The following is a 12873-nucleotide window of genomic DNA, read 5'->3' as shown; positions in this document are numbered from 1 at the left end:
GTTGGAAAGGTTTGCTACATTTAGTACCCCACAAACCATTCATTATGGTAGAGGGGCGTTTAGAGAAGTAGGAAAGGAAACGGAAAGTCGAGGAAGTAAAGCTCTTATCATTAGTGATCAAATCATGAATGACCTTGGTTACGTAAGTGAGTGTCGTGATGTATTACAAAAGGAAAATATAGAAAGTACTGTCTATTTAGGGGTTAAGTCTGAGCCTACAGATCAATATGTTGCAGAGGCGCTTGAGATTTTCCAAAAAGAACAATGTAATGTTGTTATTTCTCTTGGTGGGGGAAGCTGTATAGACACTGCTAAAGCAATCGCTGTCGTCGCAACAAATGGTGGTTATATTGGAGAATATATGGGAGGCAAAAAAATAGCAGAGAAAAAACCTATTCCCCATATTGCAATCCCAACAACAGCAGGCACAGGTTCTGAGGCTACAGATGCTACGGTTATTAATAATACAAGTAATGATGTCAAAATGATGATAAAACAACCTTCATTTATGCCTGATGTTGCTATTATTGATCCGTTATTGACAGTATCTTCACCAAAATCAGTGACAGCTGCTACTGGTGTGGATGCACTAAGTCATGCAATAGAAGCCTATATTTCAAGAAAGAAGCAACCGATGACAGATATGCTAGCTCTATCAGCGATGGAGAAGATAGTTGGGAATTTAAAACCAGCATATGAAGATGGTAATAATATGGATGCAAGAGAAGAAATGGCAGTGGGGGCTTTACAAGCTGGAATGGCATTTACGAATGCTTCTGTATGTTTAGTGCATGGAATGTCTAGACCAATCGGCGCATTATTTCATGTTCCGCATGGATTCTCCAATGCTATGTTACTACCTGCCGTCCTTGAATTTAGTAAAGAGGCATGCATCGAGAGATTAGCAGACCTTGGAAGATTATTTAACAAGGACGCTAACAGTCTATCAAATGAAGAAGCCGCAGAAATGGCTGTATCTTCCGTGAAAAAACTTTGTTTAGATTTAAATATACCTAACTTAAAAGGGTTTGGGATTGATGAAAACAAATTTGAGCAAGCAATTAGCAAAATGGCTGATGATGCCTTAAATAGCGGAAGCCCACAAAATAATCCAAGAGTTCCTTCTAAGAAAGAGATAGAGGAATTATATCGGGTTTGCTATAGCTATGATTTTTCATCTGAGAAATCAATTTATTCTTAAACTAAAAAAGGGGGGAGAAAATAGTGGCATTTCCTGGGATGATTGGTCTGTTAGGGTCACTTATTTTATTAATTTACCTTACGATGAAGGGCGTTAATATTATTATCGCGGCCCTACTTAGTTCCATTGTTGTTGCTATTACTGGGGGACTACGGTTAGATACAGCATTAATGGACAATTATATGACAGGGTTTACGGGGTATTTTGCTTCATGGTTCTTGGTATTCTTGCTAGGGGCTATCTTTGGAAAAGTGATGCAAGAAACAAAGTCTGCAGATAGTATTGCAAATTGGATTAAAAATAAGTTTGGGGCTAAACGTGCTGTATTTGCGGTAGTGGCAGCTGCAGCAATTATGACTTATGGTGGTGTAAGTTTATTCGTAGTTGGTTTTGCTGTTTATCCAATCGCAGTTTCCTTATTCCGTTCTGCTAATTTACCACACCGATTCATCCCGGCAGCATTAGTATTCGGATCTATTTCTTTTACCATGACTTCACCTGGTTCACCAGAAATTCAAAACATTATTCCAACAGAGTTCTTTGGGACAACTCCAACTGCAGGTGGTTGGATTGGAGTTTTAAGTGCATTATTGATTATGATTGTTGGTGGATTATGGTTAGGTTCAATGGTAAGAAAAGCTTCTGCTAATGGTGAAGTTTTCTCCTTACCGAAGCAAGGAAATGAGGAAACGGCAGCTAGTTTAGTTGCAGAAGAACAGCCAGAACAAAGTAAAGGTGATCTTCCCAATACCCTTTTAGCTATTCTTCCTCTTGTATTAGTTATCGTGATACTTAATATTCTTGGTCAGTTTTTGACCCCTACTGTAGCACTCTTAATTGCTTTGACTATTGGGATTGCTGTTGCATGTTTAAGCATGTTGAGATTTCTTAAGGAGTTTTGGGATGCACTTGCAACTGGTGCGCAAAATGCACTTGTAGCATTAGCTAATACGTGTGCAGTAGTTGGTTTTGGAAGTGTAGCGGCACAGGTTTCCGCTTTCGATTCACTAATTAATGGTCTTGTAAATATACCAGGACCCCCTTTAATAGGGTTGGCAATTGGAGTAACCGTTATTTGTGGTATTACAGGGTCTGCATCAGGTGGACTTGGAATTGCACTACCAATTCTTGCACCCATTTATTTAGCGCAAGGAGTAGATCCAGGAGCAATGCACCGTGTTTCAGCATTAGCTTCAGGTGGTTTGGATTCTTTACCGCATAATGGTTATATTGTAACGACCGTTCGTGCTATCTGTGGTGAAACCCATAAGAGAGCATACAAACCTATATTAATGCTAAGTGTTATCTTACCAACAGCAGTACTTGCATTAGCAGTTATTTTGTATAGTATTTTTTAATTAGAAACATTACCCTTCCAATAGGTTGTGGAAGTATTTTAATAATAAAAATAAGAGCAGGAAATCTGCTCTTGTTAAACTTATTTATTCAACATAGTATAAACCTGATCTACGTCTTTATCGCCTCTACCGGAAAGGTTAACAATAATGACATCTTCTTTGTTTAGTTCTTTTGCTAGTTTCATAGCATGTGCAACAGCGTGCGAACTTTCTAATGCCGGAATAATTCCTTCCACCCTAGATAACTCTTGGAATGCCTCAAGTGCTTCCCCGCCAGAAGCTTGAACATATTCTCCACGACCGGAAGCATATAGGTAACCATGTTCTGGTCCAACACCTTGATAGTCAAGACCTGCTGCAATCGAATTGGTTGGCTTTAATTCGTTATTCTCATCGAATAATGTATAAGACTTAAATCCATGGAATACTGCCGGAATACCTTCTGAAATAGATGGAGCTTCGGAAGGTTCTACACCAATTAACCGAACGTCTTTATCATCTAAGTAACTAGCAAAGGAACCAATCGCATTACTTCCACCACCTACACAAGCAACGATGGCTGTTGGTAGTTTATTTTCCTTTTCTAAAATTTGTCTTTTGGATTCTTCACTGATGATAGATTGGAAGTATTTCACCATTTCTGGGTATGGATATGGCCCAACAGCAGAACCGATTAGATAAAACGTATCTTGATGATTTTTTACTAGGTCTTCAAACGCTGCATCTACCGCTTCTTTTAGCCGACCACGGCCATCTTCCACGGCAACTACTTCAGCACCTAAAAGTTGCATACGGAATACATTTAAGGCTTGTCTTTCTGTATCGACTTTTCCCATGTACACGGTGCAAGGTAAACCAACCATTGCCGCTGCAGTTGCGGTGGCAACTCCATGCTGACCTGCACCAGTTTCCGCAATAATGCGTTTGGCACCCATACGTTTTGCTAGAAGTATTTGACCTAAGGCGTTGTTAATTTTATGTGCACCTGTATGATTCAAATCCTCACGTTTTAAATAGATTTTGGCCCCACCTATTTTTTCTGTAAGGTTTTTAGCAAATGTTAGCGGATTTTCACGCCCAACATATTCTTTTAAATAGTAACGATATTCCTCTAGAAATTTAGGATCATCTTTATATTTATCGAACTGGTCTCCAATATTATCCAAAATCACCTTTAAATCCTCGGGAATAAAACTGCCACCAAATTCACCAAAATAACCTTTCTCAGATACAACTTCTTCACTCATTCTCTGCTCAGCTCCTATTCTAGTAATACTATGTTTCATTCTCTTATTATATATGAAATGTTAGATAATTTTAAGAAAATTATAAAGAAGACTTCCATTAGTGGGGTTTTCAATCATCCTCCACTGATGGTTAGTCGCATTTACTACCCGTTTTAGGTGGGATAAAAAAAGGACGCTGGTTTCCTGCGTCCGAATGATTGTTATTTCGTTAAAAAGTTCTCCGTATAAAATGGTTGCGAATTCTGGTTAAAATCGACACCAACGGCTAAAGACTCAAATTCCTTTTTCAATATATTTTCTCGGTGGCCCAAGGAGTTCATTAACCCTTCATGAGCAAAAATGCTACTAGGTTGCCCGGTTGCAAGATTTTCCCCGGCTATTCGGAATACAATATCATCTTCCTGCATCCGGTCAAATGGTGATTGTCCTTGCAAGTTCGTATGACTAAAGTAATTATGTTCAGCCATGTCTGTACTGTGATCACGAGCAGTTTTTCTAAGTGGTTCCTCCCAATTTAATACTGGCAAACCATGAACGACCCGGGCTGCATTGGTTAAATCAAAAAGTTGATATTCTAGTCCTGCTTTTAAATCAGGGGTCGGTTCTCCGAAGTATTCCTTTTTCTGTTGTTCTAGCTTGTCGCTAATAATTTGAATGGCGGTAACCGTATTATTTTCATGTTTATCATAAAAAATCGTCACATAGTTATGATCAATGAAAAATGTATCATTTTCATCATCATTTTGTATTTGATAACGGACTAGTCCTTTGCGAATAGCTGATAATGGTTCGTCTAAAGTTGATAAAACAGTCTCTCGTGAACTATTTAAATCAATGCCAAGTGTAGAACTTAATAAATCCTGGTTCGTATATAGACCAGCGACTTTGTCTTCCTTATCATATGCTACCATAAAAAAGTTTTGGTAATTTTCATGATAAGTATTCCATTCTACTCCATATTCGTTCAGACTTGAACGTTTGGGGGTTCCGACTTGTTGCTCTACATCTGATCGTTTATCACCAATTTCAATATTATGGATGGAAAAGCTTTGATTGGTCGGTTCGTTTAGTTTTGGTTTTTCTATAGTCGGTTCGGTTTTTATATCATGATTTTCCTGAGTCCCGTTTAGCCTTGACAATAATATTTGAAACTCTTGTTTTATTGTATTTACTGTCGAAGTGAAGATTGGATTTTCTATAAACTCATTTACATCTTCTTTTATCTCATGAAAAACACCTTGAAAACCAGAATGCTCATATGTCTCCCCATAAAAGTGCCATAAAGCTCCGGCGACAAGCAATAAAACTATCCAATTTCTTAAGCGTAACATGTCCCCACATCCAGTCTTCATTTATGTTTTTTTATCATATCAAGTATCAACATTATGAACAAATGTGAAGAAGCCTAGAATAGGTGGTATAAAGTGCTAAATTTGGAAGGGAAAAGTGGAGAGCACATTTGGTTAGTAAAAAATAAGAAATCCCTAACTAATTTTTTAGCAGGGATTTCTTATTTTATTTCAATGAATCGATAAATCTTCCCATACGCTTCATTGCTTCTTGCAATTGTTCGATAGATGTAGCATAGGAACAACGAATATATCCTTCTCCGGATTCACCAAAAGCATTGCCCGGAACGACTGCCACTTTTTCTTGTTGGAGGAGTTCGCTTGCAAATTCTTCCGAAGAGAGTCCAGTTTGCTTAATCGATGGGAAAACATAAAATGCGCCACCTGGTATATGGCAGCTGAGCCCAATATTATTTAAGGCTTGAACGATATAATTCCTTCTTCGCCAGTAACTTTCTCTCATATGTTCAACTTGATCTGTACTATTTTGTAAAGCCTCTATGGCAGCTCTCTGTAACATATGTGGCGCACACATGGTTGTATACTGATAAATTTTTACCATTAGGTCTACCATTTCTTTAGGGGCTGCTACAAAACCCAGCCTCCATCCCGTCATTGCAAACCCTTTGGAGAAACCGTTAATTAAAATCGTTCGCTCATACATTCCTGGGATGGAAGCCATACTCGTAAATCCATCATCATCATATGTAAGTTCTGCATAAATTTCATCTGTGAGACAAATGAGGTCATGCTTTTGAATGACGTTAGCGATTTGTGTTAACTCCTCTTTATTTAAACAAGTACCGGTTGGATTATTTGGTGTACAAATTAAAACAGCTTTCGTTTTATCTGTTATCGCTGCTTCAATTTGCTCCGGTGTTACCTTAAATCCATTATCGGAGTAGGTGGAGATTGGAACCGGAACCCCTCCAGCCAATAATACTAGTGAAGCGTAAGATACAAAAGCAGGCTCCACAATTAACACTTCATCACCTGGGTTTACAATGGCGCGAAAGGCTAAATCAAGAGACTGGCTTGCTCCGACAGTGACAATGATTTGATTCTCAGGATCATAGTGAACATCAAATCTTCTTTGTACGTAATTTGATATTTCTTGGCGTAATTCGATTAACCCAGCATTTGCTGTATAGGATGTGTATCCATCCTGTAGGGCGTTGATAGCCTCATCGCGAATGTTCCATGGAGTAATAAAATCAGGTTCTCCAACCCCAAGTGAGACGACACCCTCCATACTTGCTGCCAAATCAAAAAACCTTCTTATCCCAGATGGTTTTAGGTCTATTGCTGTTTTTGATAAGTATTGTTCATAATCCATGCTCATGGGGTAACCACCATTCTTTTATCATCATCGTCGTTCCCTTCGATGACGACACCATCATGTTTGTATTTTTTTAATATAAAATGTGTGGTTGTGGAGATAACATTATCAATTGTTGATAATTTATTCGAAACAAATTTCGAAACCTCTTGCAATGTTTTTCCTTCTAATGTAACTGATAAGTCATAAGTACCTGACATTAAATAGACGGAATTAACTTCTGGATAACGATAAATTCGCTCGGCGATTTCATCAAATCCTACGCCATGTTGTGGTGTAACCTTAACGTCTATCATTGCTACGACAGTTTCTTTACCTTCAATTTGATTCCAATCAATAAGGGTTGGATAACTAACAATTATTTTATCTTCTTCTAATTTTTTAATCGTCCTATGAACGTTTTCTTCCGTCATATTTAATTGCATTGCAATAGTTTCTGTGGAGATTCTATGATTTTCTTCTAGAATTGCTAATATATTCAATTCATCATTAGATAATTTCATTGCTTTTCCTCCATCCATTTTCTAAACGATAAACTGTATTAAATTTATATCACTTTACAGAATTTATCAACAAATAAAGTCAAACTAATGTTGGTTTTTGGTGAAAGTTAAAGGTTTTTGTCGAAGTTTTTACTGAAGTGACATGTGTCATTTAGTAATATTATAATAAAAAGAAAAAATTAAATGGAAAAGGAAAAAACTAATGAATAAAGAAATTATATTATCATTTGAATTTGCTTCATCAACAGGGGAGATTTGTCCACATACGTTTACGAATCCAGTTCGAGTTATTTCGACTAATGCAGTGGAAGAAGTGATCCCGTGTTTAAGAATGGTACAGGATGCGGTTGAAGAAGGGTATTATGCTGCAGGATATTTGGCTTATGAGAGTGCACCTGCTTTTAATGAAAAATTTAAAGTAAATCCCAATAACAAAATGCCTTTATTATGGTTTGGAATTTTTAAGGAAGTTAGTGAAAAATCTGTAGAAAGTGATGGATACTATCAGGTGGGTCCATGGAATATTTCTACACCTAAAGATGAATATAGTAAATCTATTAAAACGATTAAAAAGGCTATAAAAAATGGAGTTACCTACCAAACGAATTATACCACTCGATTGTATTCTAAATTTCAAGGTGATGATGTAGCTTTTTTTGAAAAACTAAAAAGAGCGCAAACATCCAACTATTCTGCCTACCTTAATATAGGAGATTATCAGATTTTATCAGCTTCACCGGAACTTTTCTTTCATATGAAGGACGAAACCATTACAACCCGTCCAATGAAGGGAACGATTAATAGGGGAAAAACAGTAGAGGAAGATAAGGAAAATGCAAAATGGTTGTACAAATCGGAGAAAAATCGTGCTGAAAACATCATGATTGTGGACTTATTACGAAATGATTTAAGTGTTATTGCACAACCAACATCCGTTCATGTACCGAAATTATTTGAAATCGAGCAATATCCAACCGTTCACCAAATGACATCAACTGTACAAGCAAAGGTAAAGAAACAAACTGATTTAGTAGATGTTTTTCGGGCGATTTTCCCTTGTGGATCCATTACCGGTGCCCCAAAGATAAGTACGATGGAAGTTATTTCAGAATTGGAAACAACTCCTCGAGAAGTGTATTGTGGTGCAATTGGTTTTATTACACCGGAAAAGGAAGCAATGTTTAACGTGCCGATTCGTACGGTTGTTATTGAAGGAAAAACAGGGGTTGCCACTTATGGAGTAGGAGGTGGAATCACTTGGGATTCTACAACTAAAGGGGAGTATCACGAAATGCTTGATAAAGCTAGATTGTTGGAGGAAGAGAGACCTAATTTTCAATTGTTAGAGAGCTTACTATTAGAAGATGGGGAGTATTTTCTGTTGGAAGAGCATATCCATCGTCTTAGCAATAGCGCTAATTACTTTGGAATACCAATGAATAAAGAGAAGGTTAAAACAGCTTTACTTTCTTTTGCTAAAAGTTATGAAAATGGTCCGTATAAAGTCCGTTTGCTTTTTTCAAAAAAAGAAAAAATCGAGTTAGAAGCCAAGTCCATTACTGACCCAGATGTTCCAGTAAAAGTAATGCTTGCAAACGAGCCAATCGATTTGGAAAATCCATTTTATTACCATAAAACGACGAATCGTACCATGTATCAATGCTTTGAAAAAAAAGAGGGAATCTATGATTTGCTTTTATGGAATAAGAACAGAGAATTAACGGAATTTACGATTGGTAATGTTGTGTTAAAGATTGATGGAAAGCTATGGACGCCACCAATAAAATGCGGGCTACTTGCAGGAACTTATCGTCAATTCCTGATTACAACAGGAAAAATAAGGGAGAAAGTATTATATGTAGAAGACTTAGATAGGCATGAGGGTATTTGGTTAATCAATAGTGTACGTAAATGGCTTCCCGTTGACTTTTCTACTACTTAACTAAGTCTTCTAATATGAACCATATAGAACCAATATGTGTATACTTAATTTTTTATTGCTAGAAAGACAAGGGTGTAGACAAAAACTTTCGGGAAAATCACGGCTCTTTTCCCATAATCTTTAGGAGTTAAGTATCAAATGTAGGCATTTATCTATAACAATTCGTACGCCTTAACATATAGTAATTATGTACGTGAATGAGGAGGTGTTAATTTATGAGTGCACCCGAAAAAGGCTTTGGCTATGGTGGAGGTTTTGCCTTAATTGTAGTTCTATTCATACTGTTAATTATTATTGGAACCTCTTATGTAGGTTATGGATACTAATCTTTAAAAAGTGTTGGAAAATTCGTAGGGCACCGTTTCATTTGGTGCCTTATTTTCTTTTGTACTAGACAAGAAAAGAAAAAATGTATATAGTTACCTAGGTAACTAATTGTTCAAGTGGAGGTTTAATGTGGATTCTTTTTTTCATCATCAGTTACAGTTTACCCGGGCATTTACGAAAAAGATAAATGAACAACTAGCAAAAGTTGGTTTATATCATTCGCAATGGTTGATAGTTTTCTATTTGAAGCATTTTAATACAGCTACTCTTGTTGAAATAAGTAATTATTATGATGTAGAAAAACCAACTATAACTCGTACCGTGAATCGTTTAGAAGAAATAGGGTTAATTAAAAAAATTCCTAGTACAGATAAACGGGAGAGAAAAATCCATTTAACGGAAAAAGGGATGCAAGTTTATGACGATGCAAAGCTGATTATAGACACCGTTGAAGAAAATCTAGTAAACGAAATTTCAGATGAGGATCTAATGGTGACTTTACATACAATCCATAAGCTAAAAGAAAAAATTAAATAAGGGAGGAATAAGTTTGAGTAGAAAACCTAAGTTATGGACGAAAGACTTCATCATGGTATCCACCTCAAACTTTTTATTATTTATTTCGTTTTATATGTTAATCGTAACGTTAACGGTTTATTCGATAAAAAGTTTCCATGCATCAGAAAGTTTGGCTGGGCTTGCTTCAAGTATTTTCGTACTTGGCGCAGTGCTTGTGAGACCAATAGCGGGAAAAGCACTTGCGACGGTAGGTAAGAAAAAATTATTATTATTAGGTTCGGTACTTTTTCTAGCTATGATGCTATTATATTTTCTTGTTAATAATTTACCTTTATTGTTAACACTAAGATTCATCCATGGTTTTTCATTTGGGATATGTACCACTGCAACGGGAACAATCGCAGCGGAAATTATTCCGGTGGTAAGACGTGGAGAGGGAATGGGTTATTTTGCTACAAGTATGAACTTAGCCATGGCCATTGGTCCTTTTTTAGGATTATTTATAAGCCAACATTTCGACTATACAGTGATATTTGTAACTACTACTACCTTTGCTCTAGTATCCTTGATAGCTGCTTTAACGTTGAGAGTACCAGAAGTAGCTCGGGTACCAAAGGAGACTGCGAAAAAGTCCTTTCAAATTAGTGATTACTTTGAAAAGACAACTGTACCGATTGCGATTTTTATAGCAATCCTTGGATTTGTATACTCCAGCATTTTATCGTTTATGACGTCTTATGCGACAGAAATAAATTTAGTTGATACAGCAAGTTTCTTTTTCGTCATGTATGCGGCGTTTTTATTAATATCTAGACCGTTTACTGGTCAATTATTTGATTTAAAGGGAGAAAACTCCGTTATTTATCCATGCCTTGTCATATTTGGTTTTGGACTAATTTTGCTTAGTCAAGCTTCACATGGTTTGATTTTACTTATTGCGGGAGGCGTTATTGGAATTGGATTTGGTACCGTACAATCAAGTGCTCAAACTATTGCAGTTAACAGAGCTCCGTCACATAGAATTGGACTTGCAACCTCTACCTTTTTTGTATTCTTTGACACAGGAGTAGGCGTTGGTCCATTTTTATTAGGGTTTACTTTACCTTTAACGGGTTATAGAGGAATGTATGTTGGAATGGCATGTATCGTTTTTGTTTCCATTTTTGTATATTATTTCGTACATGGGAAAAAGACATCCCGCTCAAGGAAACAACATAGAATGATTCATGAAGAGGTAGAGAAACAGCTAGGACAATAGTTCCTAGCTGTTTGTATTCAAACGTAATTTTATAAAAACTTAAGGCATACCGGTTCAGGAGCATGTATGTCCTTTTGTAATAACGATAATTTGCCTGTTTCGGTATCACGGGAGAATAAAGTAAGATTATCTGATTCTTGGTTGGAAGCAATTAAGAACTTTTCACTAGGATCGAGAACGAAATCTCTTGGCCACTCACCTTCTGTTGGTGTATTCTCAATAAAAGATAATTTTCCAGTTTCCGTATCTACTTTAAAAACAGCGATACTATTATGTCCTCGATTTCCAGAGTATACGAATCTTCCGTCAGAAGAAACGTGAATCGCACTACCTTGATTATTTTCCTTGAAATCTTCTGGAATGGTTTTAATCGATTGAACAATGGAGAAGCTTCCATTTTCTTGATCGTATGATAGGACAAAAACTTCCCCACTGAATTCCGTTACAAGATACGCAATAGTAGAAAGTTTAGGATGAAAAGCTAGGTGTCTAGGTCCACTACCAGCTGGAACAACTAAACGATTTACCTCAGTTAGCTCACCATTGTCACTAACTTGGTAAGTAAGAAGTAAATCACTGCCTAAGTCAGTGACAACTAAGTAATTTTCATCCGGAGTCATGCCAGCATAATGGATATGCGATTTTTCTTGCCTAGGATCGGGTCCACTACCAGTATGTTGAATAGTTGATATAGCTTGGCTAACTTCACCAGTATTTTGATTTATTTTATAAGAATCTACCGTACCTTTATGATAATTAGCACTGAATAAAAATTGATAATCTTTATCCGTGTTGATATGACAAGGGTTCGCACCGGGTTCTACCTGATTATTAACTGCTGTTAGTTCACCGGTTCTATCATTAACTTTGAAAGAGGCAACTCCACCATTATCTCCGTCTTTTGCGACAGAAAAAAGAAATTTATTATCAATAGTAAGCTTCAAGTAAGTAGGGCTGTCAACTTTAGCTGCAATTTTAACGTTCGATATTTTCTTTTCTTCCGTATCTAATTCAAATGAATAGATTCCTTCACTGCTTTTTTTTGTATATGTGCCAATGTATCCGATGTATTTCATGTTCTGAGAATCCCCTTTCTACTTAAATCAGTGTCTACCTAAGTATATCGATAACATGAGCACTTGTCACTTCCTTGCTTTTACGAGTCTAGCCTTGGAAAAGACTTCTTAAAATGCGTGTTTAAAAAGGTGAATGAAACGGACTGAGGTCGCCAACGTTCTGGGACTACGATTACTCGTCCCACTAAAGATTTGTTGCAACGCCTCCTTAGTATCGAAGTGTCATTTTACCGGACTTTTGAACAAACTCTTAAAAAGAAAAAGGTAGAAATTGAGTTTTTTTGGGGCATGATAATCTTGAGGTGACTTTATTATGAAAGCAACTGAAATAGAAAGTAAACGATTTGATAAAGCATTAGATGAAATACTGGATTTGTTTAATAATCTTGAAAGTGATGAGCCGATTATAAAATATAATGATGAGGTTTTAAGTTTTATTGAAAAGGCGAAGAAAAAATATGGGGAAGATATTGTAAATGAAAAAGTAAATATAGTTGTGGGAGAAATGTTATCTTGGCTTGATCTAGAAGATGTGAACTTGGATAAGGATGAAAAAGAAGAAGAGGAATCCTAGTATATAGTTTCTCTTCTTTCAATATTGTGTATAATTATAACAAGCGTCATTTTGGGGGCGTTTTTGTCGATTGTTAAAATTAAAAAACAAAATTTATTATTTTTTTAAGTTTACCTAAAAATAAAGATTGACTTCCAACAAAAAACAGGCATTGAAAAGTTCAACCTAATAAATGGACTT

At 36.4% G+C, this 12873-nt stretch carries 12 protein-coding genes; 7 read left to right on the top strand and 5 right to left on the bottom strand.

Annotated features, from left to right (window positions below; all coding sequences use genetic code 11):
- The first annotated feature begins 1 nt into the window (after position 1).
- Entirely contained in the window at positions 2 to 1201 is a 1200-nt protein-coding gene (locus KM885_RS06695) for an iron-containing alcohol dehydrogenase (protein WP_216883710.1), read from the top strand.
- Between the two features lie 38 nt (positions 1202 to 1239).
- A complete protein-coding gene (locus KM885_RS06690; protein WP_216883726.1) occupies positions 1240 to 2559 on the top strand; it encodes a GntP family permease in 1320 nt (439 codons plus the stop codon).
- Positions 2560 to 2639: 80 nt separating this feature from the next.
- On the opposite strand, the gene trpB is transcribed toward KM885_RS06690, so the two are convergent.
- The 4 genes from trpB to KM885_RS06670 all read right to left on the bottom strand — a co-directional run bounded on the left by trpB (position 2640) and on the right by KM885_RS06670 (position 6997).
- On the bottom strand, positions 2640 to 3806 hold the full coding sequence (gene trpB / locus KM885_RS06685) for a tryptophan synthase subunit beta (protein WP_047184335.1): 1167 nt from the start codon (positions 3804 to 3806) through the stop codon (positions 2640 to 2642).
- A 200-nt stretch (positions 3807 to 4006) separates the two neighbouring features.
- Entirely contained in the window at positions 4007 to 5137 is a 1131-nt protein-coding gene (locus KM885_RS06680) for a CAP domain-containing protein (protein ID WP_216883709.1), read from the bottom strand.
- Positions 5138 to 5321: 184 nt separating this feature from the next.
- Positions 5322 to 6497 (bottom strand): aminotransferase, encoded by a 1176-nt coding sequence (locus tag KM885_RS06675; RefSeq protein ID WP_216883708.1) that lies wholly within the window; start codon positions 6495 to 6497, stop codon positions 5322 to 5324.
- Entirely contained in the window at positions 6494 to 6997 is a 504-nt protein-coding gene (locus KM885_RS06670; protein ID WP_216883707.1) for an Lrp/AsnC family transcriptional regulator, read from the bottom strand. The genes KM885_RS06675 and KM885_RS06670 overlap by 4 nt, the downstream gene beginning before the upstream one ends.
- Positions 6998 to 7199: 202 nt before the next feature.
- On the opposite strand from KM885_RS06670, the gene pabB reads away from it, so the two are divergent.
- The 4 genes from pabB to KM885_RS06650 all read left to right on the top strand — a co-directional run bounded on the left by pabB (position 7200) and on the right by KM885_RS06650 (position 11043).
- Positions 7200 to 8939, top strand: a complete 1740-nt coding sequence (pabB, locus tag KM885_RS06665; RefSeq protein ID WP_047184331.1) for an aminodeoxychorismate synthase component I — start codon at positions 7200 to 7202, stop codon at positions 8937 to 8939.
- A 215-nt stretch (positions 8940 to 9154) separates the two neighbouring features.
- Positions 9155 to 9265: a YjcZ family sporulation protein gene (locus KM885_RS06660; protein WP_083452606.1), complete on the top strand. Its 111-nt coding sequence runs from the start codon at positions 9155 to 9157 to the stop codon at positions 9263 to 9265.
- 130 nt (positions 9266 to 9395) lie between these two features.
- The gene (locus KM885_RS06655) at positions 9396 to 9803 is read left to right on the top strand and encodes a MarR family winged helix-turn-helix transcriptional regulator (RefSeq protein WP_216883706.1); all 408 of its coding nucleotides are present in this window, start codon (positions 9396 to 9398) and stop codon (positions 9801 to 9803) included.
- 13 nt (positions 9804 to 9816) lie between these two features.
- On the top strand, positions 9817 to 11043 hold the full coding sequence (locus tag KM885_RS06650; protein ID WP_244986931.1) for an MFS transporter: 1227 nt from the start codon (positions 9817 to 9819) through the stop codon (positions 11041 to 11043).
- A gap of 29 nt (positions 11044 to 11072) precedes the next feature.
- Here KM885_RS06650 and KM885_RS06645 read toward each other — a convergent pair whose 3' ends face one another.
- Positions 11073 to 12119 carry a lactonase family protein gene (locus KM885_RS06645; protein WP_216883705.1) on the bottom strand — a complete coding sequence of 349 codons (1047 nt, stop codon included), beginning with the start codon at positions 12117 to 12119 and terminating at the stop codon, positions 11073 to 11075.
- A 313-nt stretch (positions 12120 to 12432) separates the two neighbouring features.
- On the opposite strand from KM885_RS06645, the gene KM885_RS06640 reads away from it, so the two are divergent.
- Positions 12433 to 12693: a hypothetical protein gene (locus KM885_RS06640; RefSeq protein ID WP_047184328.1), complete on the top strand. Its 261-nt coding sequence runs from the start codon at positions 12433 to 12435 to the stop codon at positions 12691 to 12693.
- Positions 12694 to 12873: the final 180 nt, after the last annotated feature.

It is taken from the genome of Oceanobacillus caeni, from assembly GCF_019037185.1.
GTDB classification, from domain to species: Bacteria; Bacillota; Bacilli; order Bacillales; family Amphibacillaceae; genus Oceanobacillus; species Oceanobacillus caeni.
Note: the sequence above shows the minus strand (reverse complement) of the source record. Positions and strands in the feature narration are given on the sequence as shown.